Genomic DNA, 16978 nt, shown 5'->3' with positions numbered 1-16978 from the left:
AACCCGCGGTGTCCCGCGATGGTAATCGGGCATTCTACTCGGAAATGCCGATGAGGAAAGAACGACGGCCCCCCGGCCGCCAGGACGCCAGAGCGATCTGTTACCATCGGCGTCCTCTCTTCGCCCATCGCGAGTCCTGCGCATGGCCTTTCGCCCCCTCTCCGCCGTCGCTCCCGCCGCCCTGCTGCGCCAGGCCAAACCGCTCAAGGCGCTGTTTCGCGAGGCCGAGCGGCTGGGACGGCTGCAACAGTTGCTGGAAGAGCAGCTGCAACCCGCCGCCCGACCTCATTGCCGGGTGGCCAGCTGGCGCGAGGGCACGCTGTTGCTGGTGGTCAACGACGCCCACTGGGCGACGCGATTGCGCTATCAGCAGCGGCGCCTGCTCAGACTGCTGCAGCAGGCACCGGAATTCGCCGGCTTGCTGCGCCTGCAGTTCAAGATGCAGCCAAGTCCTGGCGTCGCCACCCGTACCCGGCCATTGCGTCAGGTCAGTCAGGTGGGCGCCGACAGCCTGCGCGAAGTCGCGGCCGGCATCCGCGACCCCAAGCTCAAGGCGGCCCTGGAGCGGCTGGCCAGTCGCACTGGCCAGTCCACCGAGTAAGTCCCTAGGTCTTGGCCACCGCCCGCTCGAAGGCGGCGCGGATGCGCTCTTCCGGCAGGTCCATGCCGATCAGCACCACGCGGCTTTCGCGCTCCTCGTCCGGCGCCCAGTCGCGTTCCCAGTCGGCGGCATAGATCTGCTGCACGCCCTGGAACAGCAGGCGGCGCTCCTCGCCAGCGATGTTGAGCAGCCCCTTGTAGCGCAGCAGGTCGCAGCCGAGGGTGTCGAGCAGCATCTCCATAACCTTGCCGATCTTGTCCTGGTCGTAGGGACACGACTCGCGGATGGCGATGGACTGGATGCGCTCGGTGAGACTGACGGCTTCCGATACCGGTCGCAGCGGACGAAACAGCGTGGGCGGCGCCAGGTCTTCGTCGTGCAGGTTGAAGCCGCGGATGTCCAGCAACTCGGCCAGGTGGATGCGGCCATGGTCGACATGGCGGATTGGCGCGCGGCGGTTGATGCGCTGCAGGCGGTTCTCCAGCGCCTCGACGGCCGCCGGTTCGGCCAGGTCGAGCTTGGTCAGCAGCAGGCGGTCGGCGAACCCGATCTGCGCCTGCAGCAGCGGATCGCTCAGTTGCTCGCTGGCGTGGACGGCGTCCACCAGGGTCAGCACCCCGTCGAGCAGATAACGCTCGCGCAAGAGCTCGTCGGTAAAGAAGGTCTGGGCCACCGGACCGGGATCGGCCAGACCCGTGCACTCCACCACCAGGCGCTCGAAGTCCAGCTCACCGCTGTCCAGCCGCTCCAGCAGCACGGTCAGGGCATAGGCCAGGTCCTTGCTGCCGGTGCAGCAGACGCAGCCGTTGGCCACCTTCATCAGTTGCACGGCGCCGGCGTCTTCGAGCAGTTCGCCGTCGACATCCAAGGCGCTGAATTCGTTTTCGATCACCGCGATCCTGAGGCCGTGCTCGGCCTGCAGGATGTGCTTGAGCAGGGTGGTCTTGCCGGCGCCGAGAAAGCCGGTCAGGACGGTTACGGGAATAGCTTCACGCATGGAAAACTCCAGACAGAAAGAGGCCGGGCATGGAGCCCGGCCTTAGAACCTGCTCACGATCTCGCGAGCTAGAGACAAACAAGGCGAAAATGGCTGAGGAAGCGGAGTTTACGAAGGGTAAATGAGCATTCCGAAGCCATTTTCAACGCGGTTTGGCCGACGCGCAGCAGCTCGTGAACAGGTTCTGAGAGTGACCCTGGGTCAGCAGCAGCGTATGGCGCCCGACTTGCCGCCACCGTAGCGCGCTTCCTGGCGCTCGCGGAAGAAGGCTTCGTAGCTCATCACCGGCTGGTCCGGGTGCTTGCCGCGCATGTGCTCGACATAGGTGTCGTAGTCGGGCATGCCCACCAGCATCTTGGCGGCCTGCCCCAGGTACTTACCCATGCGACCCAGGTCATTGAACATGAGGACTCTCCTTTAAACGCCCGTAGCCGGCTGGAACGGGGTCTCGCGGTCGCTGCGCTCGGGCTTGGCCAGGGCGGCGCGACCGACCTTGATGGAAAAGAACAGGATGCTCATCACCACCACCAGGAACAGCACCGACAGGGTGGCGTTGGTGTAGGCGTTGAAGACGATGTGCTGCATCTGTTCCATGCTCTTGGCAGGGGCGATCACCTGCCCCTGGGCCATGGCGGTGCTGTACTTCTTGGCCAGGGCCAGGAAGCCGACCGCCGGATTCGAATCGAACAGCTTGATCAGGCTGGCGGTGGTGGTGCAGATCAGCAGCCAGACGGCCGGCACCAGGGTGACCCAGACATAGCGCTGGCGCTTCATCTTGATCAGTACCACGGAACCCAGCATCAGGGCGATACCGGCGAGCATCTGGTTGGAAATGCCGAACAGCGGCCAGAGGGTGTTGATGCCGCCCAGCGGATCGACTACGCCCTGGTACAGCAGCCAGCCCCAGAGGGCGACGCAACCGGCGGTGCCGATGACGTTGGCGGTCCAGGAGTCGGTGCGCTTCAGGGACGGCACGAAGCTGCCCAGCAGATCCTGCAGCATGAAGCGCCCGGCGCGGGTGCCGGCGTCCACTGCGGTAAGGATGAACAGCGCCTCGAACAGGATGGCGAAGTGGTACCAGAAGGCCATGGTGTTCTCGCCCGGCAGCACGTTGTGCATGATCTGGGCAATGCCCACCGCCAGCGTCGGAGCGCCACCGGCACGGGCCAGGATGGTGTGCTCGCCGATCTCGGTGGCGGTGGCCTGCAGCATCTCGGGCGTTACCACGAAGCCCCAGGTGCTGATCTTGGCAGCTACCGACACCACGTCGGCACCGACCACGGCGGCCGGGCTGTTCATGGCGAAGTAGACGCCCGGCTCGATCACCGAGGCGGCGACCATGGCCATGATGGCGACGAAGGATTCCATCAGCATGGCGCCGTAGCCGATATAGCGAGCGTGGGTTTCCTTGGCGATCAGCTTGGGCGTGGTGCCCGAGCTGATCAGGGCATGGAAGCCGGACACCGCGCCGCAGGCGATGGTGATGAACAGGAAGGGGAACAGGGTGCCCTTCCATACCGGACCGGTGCCGTCGACGAACTGGGTCAGGGCCGGCATCTTGAGCATCGGCATGGTCACCAGGATGCCGATGGCCAGGGCGATGATGGTGCCGATCTTGAGGAAGGTGGACAGGTAGTCACGCGGCGCCAGCACCAGCCAGACCGGCAGTACGGCGGCGACGAAGCCGTAGCCGATCAGCATCCAGGTGATCTGCACGCCGGTGAAGGTGAAGGCCGGACCCCACACCGGATCGGCGGCGACCACGCCACCGGCCCAGATGGAGGCCAGCAGCAGCACCACGCCGACCAGCGAGATCTCGCCGATGCGACCAGGGCGGATGTATCTCATGTAGACGCCCATGAACATGGCGATCGGCAGGGTGGCGATCACCGTGAACATGCCCCAGGGACTCTCGGCCAGGGCCTTGACCACGATCAGCGCCAGCACCGCGAGGATGATGATCATGATCAGGAAGCAGCCGAACAGGGCGATGGTGCCGGGGATGCGCCCCATCTCCTCGCGCACCATGTCGCCCAGGGAGCGCCCGTTGCGGCGGGTGGAGAGGAACAGGACCACGAAATCCTGGACCGCGCCGGCGAAGACTACCCCGGCGATCAGCCAGAGGGTGCCGGGCAGATAGCCCATCTGGGCGGCGAGCACGGGGCCGACCAGCGGACCGGCGCCGGCGATGGCGGCGAAGTGGTGGCCGAAGAGGATGTGCTTGTTGGTGGGGACGTAGTCCAGGCCATCGTTGTTGAGGACGGCAGGCGTGGCCCTTTTGGCGTCGAGCCCCATCACCTTGGTGGCGATGAACAGGCTGTAGTAGCGGTAGGCAACGAGGTAGATCGCCACGGCGGCGACCACGATCCAGAGGGCGTTGATCGCTTCGCCTCGACTCAGCGCCACGGTACCCAGCGCGAAGGCGCCCAGTACGGCAACGGCGAACCAGGCTAGATGGCTGGCCATTCGGGTCATGCTTGTTCTCCTGCCGCGCGCCAGTGGCCGCGGCGATACTTGTTATTGTTTGAGAGCCTATTCAAAGTCTCGCGAGCTAGAGCCAAACAAGGCGAAAATGGCTGAGGAAGCGGAGTTTACGAGTGGTAAATGAGCATTCCGAAGCCATTTTCAACGCCGTTTGGCCGACGCGCAGCAGCCTTTGAACAGGCTCTGAGAGCCCATAGCGGAGCCATATTACTATCGGCGGCTCGACGCGACAGCGAAATTCGCAGAACTACCCAAGGCCCGCTACGTAGTTCTACGTAGCGGACAGTCCGGACAGGTGCCGATGCAGCTCAAATACAAGATGGTTGCCCTCGGACTGCTGCCCCTGCTGCTGGCGGTGGCCGCGGTCTGCCTGGTGGTACTGGAACAGAGCCAGCGCCTGGGCGAGCAGCAGGCCCGGCTGCTCGAACACAGCATCCTCGGCAGCAAGAAGACCGAGTTGCGCAACTATGTGGAGATGGGCGTCAGTGCCATCCAGCCGCTGTACGGCAGCGGTCGCGACGACGAGGAAACCAAGGCCAGGGTACTGGCGCTGCTGGCCAGTCTGAATTTCGGCAGCGACGGCTACTTCTTCGTCTACGACCAGCATGGCCACAATCTCATGCATCCGCGCCAGCCCGAACTGGTCGGCCAGGATCTCTGGCAACTGACCGACGGTACCGGCCTGCTGGTCATCCAGGCGCTGCTCAGGAGCGCCCGGGAAGGCGATGGCTTCCAGCGCTATGGCTGGCAGAAACCCTCCAGCGGCCAGATGGCGGAAAAGCTCGCCTACGTGACCCAGCTGCAACGCTGGGGCTGGGTGCTGGGCACCGGCCTCTACCTGGACGACGTGGACGCCGCCCTCGCCCAGGTCCGCCACGACGTGGCCGCCGGCATCCGCACCACCCTGCTGGCCAGCGCCGGGGTGGCCCTGGTGGCGGTGCTGCTGGTGTTCGCCGGCGGCCTGACGCTCAACGTCAGCGAGCACCGCCTGGCCGATCGCAAGCTCAAGCAGCTGACCCAACGCCTCATCACCTCCCAGGAAGAGGAAAGGTCGCGGCTGTCACGCGAGCTGCACGACGGCATCAGCCAGTTGCTGGTGTCCATCAAGTTCCAGTTCGAACTGGCCAGCCGCGAGCTGGGTGCGGGCAGGCCCAGTGCCGGCGAGACCCTGCGCGAGGGCACCCAGCGCCTGGCCGCCGCCATCGGCGAGATCCGCCGCATCTCCCACGACCTGCACCCTTCCCTGCTGGACACCCTCGGTCTGCCTGCCGCGCTCGGCCAGCTGGTGGAGGAATTCCGCCAGCGCAGCGGCCTGGACGTGGACTATCGACAGACCCTGGACGACAATCCCGCCGGCGGCGACATGGACGTCGCCCTGTTTCGCATCGTCCAGGAGGCCCTGACCAACATCGAGCGCCACGCCGCGGCCCGGCGCGTGGTCATCGACCTGCAACGACGCGGTCGCTGGATCTGCCTGACCGTGCACGATGACGGCCGCGGCTTCGATACCGGCCAGGTGGAGCGCCTCAGCGGTGGCATCGGCCTGCGCAACATCCGCGAGCGCGTGGAGCTGTTCGGGGGTCGCTGCGCCATCCAGTCCGGACCCGGTGGCACGACCCTCGACGTGGTTCTGCTACGCTCGGACCTCCCGGCCGACGAGGAAAGCCCGACATGACGCCCATCCGCATCCTCCTGGTCGACGACCATGCCCTGGTCCGCGCCGGCGTGCGGGCGCTGCTGGGCACCATCGAGCGCTTCGTCGTGGTCGGCGAGGCCGGCAGCGGCGCGGAGGCCCTCGAACTGCTGGCGCGCCTCGATCCGGACATCCTGCTGGTGGACATCGGCCTCAAGGACATCAACGGCCTGGAGCTGACCGCCCTGATCGCCGAGCGCGCGCCCCGCGCCCGGGTACTGATCCTGAGCATGTACGACAATCGCGAGTACGTGAGCACCTCGCTGCGGGTCGGCGCGGCCGGCTATGTGCTCAAGGATGCACCCTCGGAGGAGATCATCGCCGCGGTGGAAGCCCTGGCGGTCGGCGGGCGCTTCTACAGCAGCGCCATCGCCGCCCGCCTGGGTGAAGGAGGCGCCAGCGAGGGCGACCTCACCCCGCGGGAACGCCAGGTGCTGCTGCTGATGGCTCAGGGCCTCAACAACAAGACCATGGCCCAGCAGCTGGGGCTCAGCGTGCGCACGGTGGAGACCCATCGCCTGAGCATTCGCCGCAAGCTGGACATCCAGAAGCCGGCCGACCTGGTCCGCCATGCGCGCGAGTACGGCTGGCGCCCAGAGGGCACGTCCAGCTTCTGACAAAGGCCACTGCTCGCACCCTGGCGACCAATGAGCGCCCTCGCTGTGGCTCCGCTGGCCGCAGCCGGCTACCCTTCCAGGCGCAGTCGATACGGGACGGCCACGGTCGTCTACAGTGATCAGGAAACCTCAGGAAGCCTTTCCATGAACGACACCAACGAGCGTCGCCGCTTTACCCGCTTCACCTTCGATGCCCCTGCGCAGTTGCACCAGGGTGAGCGCCAGTGGGCGGCGCCCGTGGACGACATCTCGCTCAAGGGTGTGCTGCTGGCACGACCCGCCGACTGGTCGGCCCAGCCAAGCGCCGCCTATGAACTGCGCATCCTGCTCAACGACGAGGCCCAGGTGACCATGGGCGTGGAGCTGGTGCGGGAAACTCCCGAGCAGCTGGCCTTCGCCTGCCGCCAGATCGACCTGGATTCCATCAGCCACCTGCGCCGCCTGGTGGAGCTGAACCTGGGCGACGAGACCCTGCTGGAGCGCGAGCTGGCGGCACTGGGCACGCCTTGAGCGACCTAAGCAGTAGGTTGGGTTGAGCGAAAGCGAAACCCAAGGGGGCGAGCTCAGCCCTGGCTGTCGGGCTTCGATGATGAGGCTGTCTCAACCCAACCGACGGTATCGGTAGCTTCGTAGGTTGGGTTGAGCGATAGCGAAGCCCAACGGGGCGAGTTCAGCCCTGGCTGTCGGGCTTCGATGATGAAGCCGTCTCAACCCAACCTACGGTATCAGTAGCTTCGCAGGTTGGGTTGAGCGAAAGCGAAGCCCAACGGGGCGAGTTCAGCCCTGGCTGTCGGGCTTCGATGATGAAGCCGTCTCGACCCAACCTACGGTATCGGTAGCTTCGCAGGTTGGGTTGAGCGATAGCGAAGCCCAACAGGGCGAGTTCAGCCCTGGCTGTTGGGCTTCGACGATGAGGCTGTCTCAACCCAACCGACGGCGAAATTAGCCTCGTAGCGCAGCGAAGCCCAATGAGGTTTAGAACTCCAGATGCAGACCCACCACCAGGCGCGCGTCGTGGGTGTCCTCGCCCTCTTCGCGCGCCATGGCGGCGGTATTGCCGTGGGTGGCGTTCCAGGATACGCCGACATAGGGCGCGACCTCCGGGGTCACCTGGTATCTCAGGCGCAAGCCCGCCTCGCTTTCGGCAAAGCCGGCGCCCTGGCCGCGAGACTCGTCGTTGCGGCCGTAGAAGTTGAGCTCGGTATGGGGCTGGAGGATCAGCCGCTGGGTCAGGGCCCAGTCGTATTCGGCTTCCAGGCGCAGGGCGGTCTGGCTGTTCTCGCCGAAGAAGGCGGTGATCTCGATGTCGAGATCCTCGGGATCGTGCTCTTGGATGCCCAGGGCCGCCCAGGTCTGTGGCGAGCCGGGTTTGAAATCCTGGCGAATGCCGGCCACGCTGCCCCAGCCCTTGGCCAGGCTGTGTCCCCAGAGCGCCTGCACCTCGGCCTGCTCGGTGTGGCCGTTGGTACGCTCGCCCTGGCTGCGGAAATCCAGGCGATTGGCGCCGCCGCCCAGGGCCCAGCCTTCCAGATCCCAGTTGAAGACGCTGCCTTCGTCGGCATGCTGCCACTCCAGCTGATCCACCTCCAGGCTGGCCGGGGCGGAGCTGCTGGGATCGGCGGCCTGCACCAGGGCACTGGTGGCAAGGCCGGCAAGGAACAGGGAAAGCGGGAGCAGACGAGGCATGGCAGGTATCCGGGTTCGTGGAAGCGCCTGATAGACCACCCTGCCCCACCGAGAGTTTTAAAAAATATTACAAATGCCGCCCAAGGCTACTCGAAGAGCGCATCCAGCGCCTGCTCGAGGCGGGTCACGGCCACCACCTGCAGACCGGGCGGCGGATCCTTGGGGGCATTGCCCTTGGGTACGATGGCGCGCTTGAAGCCGTGCTTGGCGGCTTCCTTGAGGCGCTCCTGGCCACTGGGCACCGGGCGGATCTCGCCGGACAGGCCGATCTCGCCGAACACCAGTAGGTCATGCGGCAGGGCGCGGTCTCTCAGGCTGGAGATCACCGCCGACATCAGCGCCAGATCCACCGCCGTCTCCAGCACCTTGACCCCGCCGACCACGTTGATGAAGACGTCCTGGTCGTAGGTGGGAATGCTGCCGTGGCGGTGCAGTACCGCCAGCAGCATGGCCAGGCGATTCTGGTCGAGGCCCACGGTGACCCGGCGCGGATTGGCCAGGTGACTGGTGTCCACCAGGGCCTGCACCTCCACCAGCATCGGCCGCGAGCCTTCCCAGGTCGCCATGACCACGCTGCCGGCCACTGCTTCCTGGGCGCGGTTGAGGAAGATCGCCGAGGGGTTGGAGACCTCCTTGAGGCCCTTGTCGGTCATGCCGAACACGCCCAGTTCGTTGACCGCACCAAAGCGGTTCTTGACCGCTCGCAGCATGCGCAGACGGCCGTCGGACTCGCCCTCGAAATAGAGCACGGTGTCGACCATGTGCTCGAGTACCCGCGGTCCGGCCAGGGCGCCCTCCTTGGTGACGTGGCCGACCAGGAAGATGGCGGTGCCGGTCTGCTTGGCGAATCTCACCAGCAGGGCCGCGCTCTCGCGCACCTGGGCCACACCGCCGGGAGCGGACTGCAGCTGTTCGGTGAAGATGGTCTGGATGGAGTCGATCACCATGACCCGCGGCTTTTCCTGGCGGGCGGTGGCGACGATGGTCTCGATGCAGGTCTCGGTCATGACCTTGAGCTTGTCTTCCGGCAGCCCCAGGCGTCGAGCGCGCATCGCCACCTGCTGCTGGGATTCCTCGCCGGTGACATAGAGTGCCGGCATGCGCGCCGCCAGGTGGCAGAGGGTCTGCAGCAGGATGGTGGACTTGCCGATGCCGGGATCGCCGCCGATCAGCACCACGGAGCCATCCACCAGGCCACCACCCAGCACCCGGTCGAGTTCGGTGGAGTCGGTGGTGAAGCGCGGGGTTTCTTCGACGCTGACCTCGGCCAGGGTCTTGATGGTCGCCTGTGCCCCGGCCCAGCCGGCGCGACCGGAAGGGACGGCCGAGGTCTCGACGACGGTTTCCACCAGGGTGTTCCAGGCACCGCACTCGCCGCACTGACCCGCCCACTTGGGAAAGGTGGCGCCGCATTCGGTGCAGCCGTAGAGACGCTTGGCCTTGGCCATGGCGGAATTCTCCAGTCGAGAAAGGAAGGTTCCCAGCATATCACGACTGGATGCATAGACAGTAAAAAGGCGCGATCCCGGGGGAGCGCGCCTCTCTCACTAGCGGGCTTGAGCGTTAGTTGCCCTCGCCACCCGGCTGACGCAGCATGGTCAGGGCCTGGTTGGCCTGGGCGATGCACTTCTTCTCGTCGCCGGCCTTCTGGGCCTCCATGGCGCTCTTGCGGAAGCTGGCGATCTGTTGGGCCTGGGAACTGCCCGGGCCGATCATGTTGGTCTTCATCTTGCTGGCATCGTCCAGCTTCTGCAGCTGGACCGCGCACAGATCCTTGGCGAATACGGGTGCAGCGGCGAACATCATCAGGGCGATCAGGGCGGTACGCTTCATGGGGACATCCTCGTTGGGAGGGCCAGGTAGGCCGGATAAACCTCGCTCACCCCGCGAAATTCGCCTGGGGTACCCCATTGACCGCCAGGTACCGCCGGTCGTTCAGCGCTTGATCATCCGGGTCTGCTGCGAGGTTCTGGCGCTAGTGCTTGAGCGTGGACACCATCTCAACATCGCCCCTTAACCAGACCGGCAATGCCTGTTGCCAGCGCTCCTGTTCGAGTAGCTGCAGATTGGCCAGCAGGCGGCTGTATTCGGCAAATTCCAGCTGCACCCGACGACGCTGGGCTTCCACGGCCGCCTCGGTGATCCACAGGTGCCACTGCTGGTACATCGCCACTTCGTCGGTCATCGGTCCTCTCCTGGGAGACCATGATGGCAACGCCAGCGGCCCTTGCCAATCGCATAAACGTGGGCTCGGCGTCACGCGCCGAGCCCGGCACGGCTAGGACGGGTATTTCAGCTGCTGAGCGATCTTGTCCTTGAGCAGGACCCGTTCGCGCCGCAGGCGACCCAGTTCCTCGTCGCCGCTGGATTCTTCGACCTCCTCCAGATCGAGGATCTGCTGGTCGAGCTTGGCGTAGTCTTCCAGCAGTTTGGCAAAGGCCGCATCGGTCTGGGGACGGCTGTCCAGCTGCTCGGCGTATTCGGGAAAGTCTTTGTGCAGGTCGTGTTTGGCAACCATCAGGGGCTCCTAGGGGCGAGAGGTGGAAGTCGCGAGGGTTGCAGCCCTCGACGTACAGGGTGGACCCGGCCCTTTCGACAAAGTGCGACAGCCACGACCAGCTACCGATTTCGCGGCGATTTGCCGCTGCCGGGGAACCTCAGGACCGTTCGCAGGGTTCCAAACCCGAGCGAAGCGAGCACAATCGTCTATCGTCTCTTCGAAACCATCCAAAGGAGTGCAGCATGAGCATCATTGCCGAGTTCAAGAAATTCGCCATGAGAGGCAACGTGGTCGACCTGGCGGTCGGCATCATCCTGGGCGCGGCTTTCGGCAAGATCGTGTCGTCCTTCGTGGCCGACATCATCACGCCGCCGCTGGGCCTGTTGCTGGGGGGCGTGGATTTCTCGCAACTGGCGATCACCCTGAGGGCCGCCGTGGGTGACCAGCCGGCCGTGGTCATGTCCTACGGCAAGTTCCTGCAGACCATCTTCGACTTCGTGATCATCGCCTTCGCCATCTTCATGGCGATCAAGGTGCTCAATCGCCTGCGTCTGCACCAGGAGGCCGCTCCGTCCGGCCCGACCAAGGATCAGGTGCTGCTGACCGAAATCCGTGACCTGCTGAAGGAGCAGAACAGCCAGGCGACCGTGGCCCCTGCAGTGAAGCAGGAACCGCCGATCAACCCGCTGTAAGCCTTTCAAAGGCGGCTGCGCGTCGGCCAACCTGCGTTGAAAATGGCCTGGGTCGCCAGCCCGGCCTGGGCGGCCCCGTCGGAATGCTCATTTACCACTTGTAAACCCGAGCGCGGGTCCGATCCGCTTCCTCAGCCATTTTCGCGGGGCCGCCTAGGCCTTGTTTGACTCTAGCTCGCAGCCTTTGAACAGGCTTTCAGAACGCCCGCCTCGCTAGGAGGCGGGTCGCTCCAGGCGGATCCAGCCGATCCGCCGATCCTTGACCGACTCCACCGTCAGCTGCCAGCCCTGGTATTCCAGGCGATCGCCGGCCACCGGCAGGCGGCCCAGCAGGTCCACCACCAGGCCGCCGAGGGTCTGATAGTCCTCGTTTTCGGCGATCTGGAAGCCGGTGCGCTGGGCCAGGGGATGCAGCGTCAGGCCACCGCTGGCGCGATAGCCGTTTTCCACCTTCTCCAGCTCCGGCAGGCTTTCCTCGCTGGCGTCCGGCATCTCGCCGGCAATGGCCTCGAGGATGTCGGTCAGGGTCAGCAGACCTTCGAAGCCACCGAATTCGTTGACCACAAAGGCCACGTGAGTCGAGGCCGCACGCAGTTGCTCCAGGGCCCCGAGTACCGAGGCCTGGGCCGGCAGATGGATGGGCGTGCGCACGCGATTGCGCAGGTCGGGCGTCTGGCCCTGCAGGATGTCGGTGAACAGCTCCTTCTTGTGCACGTAGCCCAACGGTTCATCGATATTGCCGTTGACCACCAGCGGCAGGCGCGAGTGGGCCGAGGCCAGCAACTGCTCGCGCAGGCGCTCCGGGGCGGCGTCGGCATCGAGGATGTCGACGTCGGCGCGAGCGGTCATCACCGTGCGCACCGGGCGCTCGCCCAGTTGCAGTACGCCACTGATCATCAGTCGCTCGCGGCGATCGAAGATCGGGCCTTCGCCCTTCTCGCCGTCCATCAACTCGGCGATGTCCTCGTCCACCTCGTCTTCGCGCAGGCGACCGCCCAGCAGGCGCAGCACGGCCTGGGAGGTCCGCTCGCGCATGCCGAGGCGCTCGTGCAACTGGCGCTTGCGCTTCCAGCGCACCACCTGGTTGGCCAACTCGATAAGGATCGAGAAGCCGATGGCGGCATAGAGATAGCCCTTGGGGATATGGAAGCCCAGGCCTTCGGCGGTCAGGCTCAGACCGATCATCATCAGGAAGCCCAGGCACAGCATGATCACCGTGGGGTGGGCGTTGACGAAGGCGGTCAGCGGCTTGCTCGCCACCAGCATCAGACCGATGGAGATGATCACGGCGATCATCATCACGCTCAGGTGCTCGACCATGCCCACGGCGGTGATGACGGCGTCCAGCGAGAACACGGCGTCGAGCACCACGATCTGCGCGACCACCGGCCAGAAGGCCGCATAGGCACGATTGCCACCGGTCTTGTGGGTATGGCCCTCGATCCGTTCGTGCAACTCGGTGGTGGCCTTGAACAGCAGGAAGATACCGCCGAACAGCATGATGAGGTCACGGCCGGAGAAGGCCTTGCCGAATACCTCGAACAGCGGTTCGGTGAGGGTCACCATCCAGGAGATGCTGGCCAGCAGGCCCAGACGCATGATCAGCGCCAGCGACAGGCCGATCACCCGCGCCTTGTCACGCTGCGCGGGCGGCAGCTTGTCGGCGAGGATGGCGATGAAGACCAGGTTGTCGATGCCCAGGACGATTTCCAGGACGATCAGGGTGAGCAGTCCCAACCAGGCGGTGGGATCGGCGATCCATTCCATCAGCGGCGGACCTCCGTCTGAAGGGGCCGAACGGCCACGGAGGGGATAAGGCGAGAGGGGGTGTCAGCCGCACCTGGCACAAGGGCCGGGGGCGGCTCGGATCTGTCACTGCTCATCGGAACTCGAAAGGTAGCCTTGGAAATTCCGATCCTAGAGCAAGGCGGGCCCAAAACTAAAGGCCCAACCTTTTCCAATTGTGAAGAAAACGTAAAGACGCCGGTGCGACGCGGCCTTTACCAGTAGTTCTCCACCGCCACCTGGCCGGGCCGGCGACTCAGGGCCAGCTGCAGATCACGGGTCTTGAGCAGCTGGCGGGTGTCGTCGACCATCTCCGGGTTGCCGCAGATGAGGATGCGCGAGTGCTCGGGCGAGAGTTCGACGCCGGCGGCGCGTTCCAGCTCGCCGTTCTCGATCAGGGTGGTGATGCGGCCACGCAGGGCGCCGGGATGCTCCTCGCGAGTGACCACGGGGACATAGACCAGGCGATCGGTGAGGCCTTCGAGGTGTTCCACCTGGCCGTAACCGCGGATGACCTCCTGGTAGGCCAGGTCACGGGCTTCGCGCACACTGTAGACCAGCACGATGCGCTCGAAGCGCTCCCAGGTATCGGGTTCCTGCAGCATCGACAGGAAGGGCGCCAGACCGGTACCGGTGGCCAGCAGCCAGAGATCGCGACCGCCGCCGAAGCGCTCCAGGGTGAGATAGCCGTAGGGCTGCTTTTCCACCAGCAATTCGTCGCCCTCGCGCAGGCGGCTCAGCTCGCTGGTGAAGGCCCCGCCCGGCACCACGATGGAAAAGAATTCGAGGAAGTCGTCGTGGGGCGCCGAGACCATGGAGTAGGCCCGCCAAACGACGTCGCCATCGGCCTTGCGCACGCCCAGACGGGCGAACTGGCCGGCGCGAAAGCGATAGCGCGCATCGCGGGTGGTCCTCAGGCTGAAGAGGTTGTCGCTCCAGGGCCAGACGGCGGTGATCGTCTCGTGGGTGAACTTGTCTTCGGTGGCGGTCATACTGGCCTCTTTTTCCCGATTGCTTAGAGCCTGTTTACGATCTCGCGAGCTAGAGCCAAACAAGGCCTAGGCGGCCCCGCGAAAATGGCTGAGGAAGCGGACCGGTCTCGTGTTCGCGTTTACGAGTGGTAAATGCGCATTCCGACCGGGCTGGCGACCCAGGCCATTTTCAACGCCGTTTGGCCGACGCGCAGCAGATCGTAAACAGGTTCTTTGCGCCATTGTCCCGCACTGGGCCGCCGATAAACACCGACAGAAACCATGCCTTCTCTCGTCTCGCCCTTCGCCACCCTCGAACTCGACCGTCAGCCACCGCGCCGCGACGATCCCCTGCAGGCCTTCGACGCCGCCGACGAGTACCTGCTGCAGCAGGTCGCGGAGAGCGGCCTGGACCCCGCCGCCCGGGTGCTGGTGCTCAACGACGGCTTCGGTGCCCTGGCCGCCAGTCTCGCCGGCCATGCCCGGGTGACCTCCAGTGGCGACTCGCACCTGGCGGCCCTGGCGCTGGCGGCCAACCTGGCGCGCAACGGCCTCGCTGCCGAGACGGTGACCTTCGTCCCGGCCAGCGAGGCGACCAGCGGTCCCTTCGATCTGGTGCTGGTGCGGGTGCCCAAGACCCTGGCGTTGCTGGAGGAACAACTGATCCGCCTGCACGGCCAGCTGGCGCCCGGTGCGCGGGTGATCGCCGCCGGCATGCTCAAGCACCTGCCCCGCGCCGCCGGCGACCTGCTGGAGCGGCATATCGGCCCGGTGCAGGCTTCGCTCGCGGTGAAGAAGGCGCGGCTGCTGTCTGCCACGCCCGAGACGCGGCCGGCGGTGGCCTCGCCCTACCCGAGTCGTTATCGCCTGGATGCACCGCCGCTGACCCTGGTCAACCACGCCAACGTCTTTTGCCGCGAGGGCCTGGATATCGGCACCCGCGCCTTCCTCCCGCACCTGCCTCAGCAGCTGGGCCAGGCCCGGGTAGCCGATCTCGGGTGCGGCAACGGCGTGCTGGCCCTGGCCTGTGCCCTGGCCAATCCGGAGGCGCAATTCACCCTGGTGGACGAGTCCTACATGGCGGTGCAGTCGGCGCGGGAAAACTGGGCCGCGGCCTTCGGCGACCGTCCGGTGGCGATCCGCGCGGCCGACGGCCTGGCCGACCAGCCGCCGCGGTCGCTGGACCTGATCCTCTGCAACCCGCCGTTCCACCAGCAGCAGGTAGTGGGTGACTTTCTCGCCTGGCGCATGTTCCAGCAGGCGCGAGCGGCGCTGACCGAACAGGGCGAACTCTGGCTGGTGGGCAATCGCCACCTGGGTTACCACGCCAAGCTCAAGCGGCTGTTCAGGCGCGTCGAACAGATCGCGGCCACTCCGAAATTCGTGGTGCTCAGGGCGGTCCAACCTCTCTGACATCCACCCCGGAGCGAGAGCTGCCCGCGTGCCTTCCCTGCCCCTCGATCTCCACTACATCGCCCTGGTCCTCGAACTGATCGGCATCAGCGCGGCGATCCACGCCATCATCACGGTGCGTACCGCCCAGGGCGCCATGGCCTGGGCCATGGCGCTGGTGTTCATGCCCTTCCTCAGCCTGGTCCCCTATCTGGTGTTTGGCCGGCGGCGCTTCGACAGCTATGTGAAGGCGCGGCGCCAGGCCGACGAGGAGATGGCGCGCCAGGCCGCCGAGCTGGACTGGCGGCCCTGGATCGCCGAGGCCATGGCCGCCCAGCAGTGCAGCGCCGCCAATCGCAAGCTCAGGGCCATGACCGCCCTCACCGGCACCCCCTGCGTCGCGAACAATCAGGTGCGTCTGCTGATCAACGGCGAGGAAACCTTCGCCGCCATCCTCACGGCCATCCGCGGCGCGCAAAAGGTGGTGCTGGTGCAGTTCTTCATCATCCACGACGATGCCCTCGGCCTGGCCCTGCAGAACACCCTGCTCGACCGGGCCCGCGCCGGGGTGCAGGTCTTTCTGCTGTACGACGCCATCGGCAGCCATGCCCTGCCGCGCGCCTATGTGGAAAAGCTGCGCGAGGCCGGTTGCGAGGTGAAGGGCTTCAGCAACAGACGCGGGCTGATCAACCGTTTCCAGGTCAACTTCCGCAACCACCGCAAGATCGTCATCGTGGATGGCGAGGTGGGCTTCACCGGCGGGCTCAACGTCGGCGACGAATACATGGGCCTCAAGCCGCCCCTGGCGCCCTGGCGCGATACCCACCTGGAATTGCGCGGTCCGGCGCTGGCCACCCTGCAGGAGACCTTCGCCCAGGACTGGTACTGGGTCACCCGGCGGCTGCCCACCCTGCTGCTGCCGGAACGCTACGAAGAGGGTGGCGTGCTCTGCCAGGTGGTGCCCAGCGGGCCGGCGGACGACCAGGAGACCTGCTCGCTGTTCTTTGTCGAGGCCATCCACTCGGCGCGCCACCGGGTCTGGATCACCACGCCCTATTTCATCCCTGACGAAGCCGTTTCGGCCGCCCTGCGTCTGGCTGCCCTGCGCGGGGTCGACGTGCGCATCCTGCTGCCCTCGCGACCGGACCACAAGGTGGTCTATGCCGCCTCCTATCTCTATGCCTTCGAAGCGGTGCACGCCGGGGTGCGGGTGTTCCGCTACGGCCCGGGCTTCCTGCACCAGAAGGTGGTGCTGATCGACGAGGACGTGGCTGCGGTGGGCAGCGCCAACCTGGACAACCGCTCCTTCCGCCTCAACTTCGAGGTCATGGTGATGGTGATGGACGTCGCCTTCGCCTGGGAGGTGCGCAAGATGCTCGAGCAGGACTTCAGTCGCTCGCGCGAACTCACCCCCGAGGACAACACCGCCCTGCGCCGCTGGCGGCGGGTGGCCATGCGGGTGGCGCGGGTGTTCTCACCGGTACTCTAGGGCCTCGGAACCCGCTCCGCGACGGTTCGGTCCGATAGCTCATGGCGCCACGCCCGGAGCGCCCCGCGCCC

The 16978-nt window shown here is 65.8% G+C and carries 17 protein-coding genes; 7 read left to right on the top strand and 10 right to left on the bottom strand.

Annotated features, from left to right (window positions below; translation table 11 throughout):
* Positions 1-142 precede the first annotated feature (142 nt).
* Positions 143-601, top strand: coding sequence for a DciA family protein (locus QE393_RS01280; RefSeq protein WP_273810014.1), 459 nt, complete (start codon positions 143-145; stop codon positions 599-601).
* Between the two features lie 4 nt (positions 602-605).
* Here QE393_RS01280 and yjiA read toward each other — a convergent pair whose 3' ends face one another.
* From yjiA to QE393_RS01265, 3 genes are all read right to left on the bottom strand, one after another.
* Positions 606-1598, bottom strand: a complete 993-nt coding sequence (yjiA, locus tag QE393_RS01275; RefSeq protein ID WP_310041702.1) for a GTPase — start codon at positions 1596-1598, stop codon at positions 606-608.
* A 201-nt stretch (positions 1599-1799) separates the two neighbouring features.
* Positions 1800-2003, bottom strand: coding sequence for a YbdD/YjiX family protein (locus tag QE393_RS01270; protein WP_007162682.1), 204 nt, complete (start codon positions 2001-2003; stop codon positions 1800-1802).
* Positions 2004-2015: 12 nt separating this feature from the next.
* The gene (locus QE393_RS01265) at positions 2016-4073 is read right to left on the bottom strand and encodes a carbon starvation CstA family protein (RefSeq protein ID WP_273810020.1); all 2058 of its coding nucleotides are present in this window, start codon (positions 4071-4073) and stop codon (positions 2016-2018) included.
* Positions 4074-4383: 310 nt separating this feature from the next.
* On the opposite strand from QE393_RS01265, the gene QE393_RS01260 reads away from it, so the two are divergent.
* The 3 genes from QE393_RS01260 (at position 4384) to QE393_RS01250 (ending at position 6902) form a co-directional block, all read left to right on the top strand.
* Positions 4384-5757 (top strand): cache domain-containing protein, encoded by a 1374-nt coding sequence (locus QE393_RS01260; protein ID WP_273810021.1) that lies wholly within the window; start codon positions 4384-4386, stop codon positions 5755-5757.
* Entirely contained in the window at positions 5754-6392 is a 639-nt protein-coding gene (locus tag QE393_RS01255; RefSeq protein WP_273810022.1) for a response regulator transcription factor, read from the top strand. Before QE393_RS01260 ends, QE393_RS01255 begins: the two co-directional genes overlap by 4 nt.
* 144 nt (positions 6393-6536) lie before the next feature.
* Positions 6537-6902 carry a PilZ domain-containing protein gene (locus tag QE393_RS01250; protein ID WP_273810023.1) on the top strand — a complete coding sequence of 122 codons (366 nt, stop codon included), beginning with the start codon at positions 6537-6539 and terminating at the stop codon, positions 6900-6902.
* 465 nt (positions 6903-7367) lie between these two features.
* Here QE393_RS01250 and QE393_RS01245 read toward each other — a convergent pair whose 3' ends face one another.
* The 5 genes from QE393_RS01245 to QE393_RS01225 all read right to left on the bottom strand — a co-directional run bounded on the left by QE393_RS01245 (position 7368) and on the right by QE393_RS01225 (position 10596).
* Positions 7368-8078, bottom strand: a complete 711-nt coding sequence (locus QE393_RS01245; protein WP_158895664.1) for a copper resistance protein B — start codon at positions 8076-8078, stop codon at positions 7368-7370.
* A gap of 86 nt (positions 8079-8164) precedes the next feature.
* Positions 8165-9526 (bottom strand): DNA repair protein RadA, encoded by a 1362-nt coding sequence (radA, locus tag QE393_RS01240; RefSeq protein ID WP_017639095.1) that lies wholly within the window; start codon positions 9524-9526, stop codon positions 8165-8167.
* 115 nt (positions 9527-9641) lie between these two features.
* Positions 9642-9911: a hypothetical protein gene (locus QE393_RS01235; protein WP_133862128.1), complete on the bottom strand. Its 270-nt coding sequence runs from the start codon at positions 9909-9911 to the stop codon at positions 9642-9644.
* Between the two features lie 142 nt (positions 9912-10053).
* Positions 10054-10263 carry a hypothetical protein gene (locus tag QE393_RS01230; protein ID WP_183633565.1) on the bottom strand — a complete coding sequence of 70 codons (210 nt, stop codon included), beginning with the start codon at positions 10261-10263 and terminating at the stop codon, positions 10054-10056.
* A 93-nt stretch (positions 10264-10356) separates the two neighbouring features.
* Positions 10357-10596: a YdcH family protein gene (locus QE393_RS01225; RefSeq protein WP_007162691.1), complete on the bottom strand. Its 240-nt coding sequence runs from the start codon at positions 10594-10596 to the stop codon at positions 10357-10359.
* A 224-nt stretch (positions 10597-10820) separates the two neighbouring features.
* Between QE393_RS01225 and mscL the strand changes: the two genes are divergently transcribed.
* Complete coding sequence (mscL, locus tag QE393_RS01220) at positions 10821-11270, top strand: large-conductance mechanosensitive channel protein MscL (protein ID WP_273810026.1); 450 nt, start codon at positions 10821-10823, stop codon at positions 11268-11270.
* Positions 11271-11483: 213 nt separating this feature from the next.
* On the opposite strand, the gene QE393_RS01215 is transcribed toward mscL, so the two are convergent.
* Both QE393_RS01215 and QE393_RS01210 read right to left on the bottom strand, forming a co-directional pair.
* The gene (locus QE393_RS01215; RefSeq protein WP_273810027.1) at positions 11484-13037 is read right to left on the bottom strand and encodes a TerC family protein; all 1554 of its coding nucleotides are present in this window, start codon (positions 13035-13037) and stop codon (positions 11484-11486) included.
* A gap of 233 nt (positions 13038-13270) precedes the next feature.
* Positions 13271-14047: a ferredoxin--NADP reductase gene (locus tag QE393_RS01210; RefSeq protein ID WP_273810030.1), complete on the bottom strand. Its 777-nt coding sequence runs from the start codon at positions 14045-14047 to the stop codon at positions 13271-13273.
* A 261-nt stretch (positions 14048-14308) separates the two neighbouring features.
* Between QE393_RS01210 and QE393_RS01205 the strand changes: the two genes are divergently transcribed.
* Positions 14309-15439, top strand: coding sequence for a class I SAM-dependent methyltransferase (locus QE393_RS01205; RefSeq protein WP_273810031.1), 1131 nt, complete (start codon positions 14309-14311; stop codon positions 15437-15439).
* A 28-nt stretch (positions 15440-15467) separates the two neighbouring features.
* Positions 15468-16907: a cardiolipin synthase gene (gene cls / locus QE393_RS01200; protein WP_273810032.1), complete on the top strand. Its 1440-nt coding sequence runs from the start codon at positions 15468-15470 to the stop codon at positions 16905-16907.
* Positions 16908-16978: the final 71 nt, after the last annotated feature.

Source organism: Pseudomonas sp. SORGH_AS_0211 (assembly GCF_031453455.1).
In the GTDB taxonomy this organism is placed as follows: Bacteria; Pseudomonadota; Gammaproteobacteria; order Pseudomonadales; family Pseudomonadaceae; genus Chryseomonas; species Chryseomonas aestiva.
Note: the sequence above shows the minus strand (reverse complement) of the source record. Positions and strands in the feature narration are given on the sequence as shown.

Bases quoted from the DNA above. Each gene is read 5' to 3' on its own strand.
- QE393_RS01270 (WP_007162682.1), bottom strand. From the start codon at position 2,003: ATGTTCAATGACCTGGGTCGCATGGGTAAGTACCTGGGGCAGGCCGCC.
- QE393_RS01210 (WP_273810030.1), bottom strand. From the start codon at position 14,047: ATGACCGCCACCGAAGACAAGTTCACCCACGAGACGATCACCGCCGTC.
- yjiA (WP_310041702.1), bottom strand. From the start codon at position 1,598: ATGCGTGAAGCTATTCCCGTAACCGTCCTGACCGGCTTTCTCGGCGCC.
- QE393_RS01255 (WP_273810022.1), top strand. From the start codon at position 5,754: ATGACGCCCATCCGCATCCTCCTGGTCGACGACCATGCCCTGGTCCGC.
- QE393_RS01265 (WP_273810020.1), bottom strand. From the start codon at position 4,073: ATGACCCGAATGGCCAGCCATCTAGCCTGGTTCGCCGTTGCCGTACTG.
- radA (WP_017639095.1), bottom strand. From the start codon at position 9,526: ATGGCCAAGGCCAAGCGTCTCTACGGCTGCACCGAATGCGGCGCCACC.
- QE393_RS01260 (WP_273810021.1), top strand. From the start codon at position 4,384: ATGCAGCTCAAATACAAGATGGTTGCCCTCGGACTGCTGCCCCTGCTG.
- QE393_RS01235 (WP_133862128.1), bottom strand. From the start codon at position 9,911: ATGAAGCGTACCGCCCTGATCGCCCTGATGATGTTCGCCGCTGCACCC.
- QE393_RS01205 (WP_273810031.1), top strand. From the start codon at position 14,309: ATGCCTTCTCTCGTCTCGCCCTTCGCCACCCTCGAACTCGACCGTCAG.
- QE393_RS01245 (WP_158895664.1), bottom strand. From the start codon at position 8,078: ATGCCTCGTCTGCTCCCGCTTTCCCTGTTCCTTGCCGGCCTTGCCACC.
- QE393_RS01280 (WP_273810014.1), top strand. From the start codon at position 143: ATGGCCTTTCGCCCCCTCTCCGCCGTCGCTCCCGCCGCCCTGCTGCGC.
- QE393_RS01225 (WP_007162691.1), bottom strand. From the start codon at position 10,596: ATGGTTGCCAAACACGACCTGCACAAAGACTTTCCCGAATACGCCGAG.
- QE393_RS01215 (WP_273810027.1), bottom strand. From the start codon at position 13,037: ATGGAATGGATCGCCGATCCCACCGCCTGGTTGGGACTGCTCACCCTG.
- QE393_RS01230 (WP_183633565.1), bottom strand. From the start codon at position 10,263: ATGACCGACGAAGTGGCGATGTACCAGCAGTGGCACCTGTGGATCACC.
- QE393_RS01250 (WP_273810023.1), top strand. From the start codon at position 6,537: ATGAACGACACCAACGAGCGTCGCCGCTTTACCCGCTTCACCTTCGAT.
- mscL (WP_273810026.1), top strand. From the start codon at position 10,821: ATGAGCATCATTGCCGAGTTCAAGAAATTCGCCATGAGAGGCAACGTG.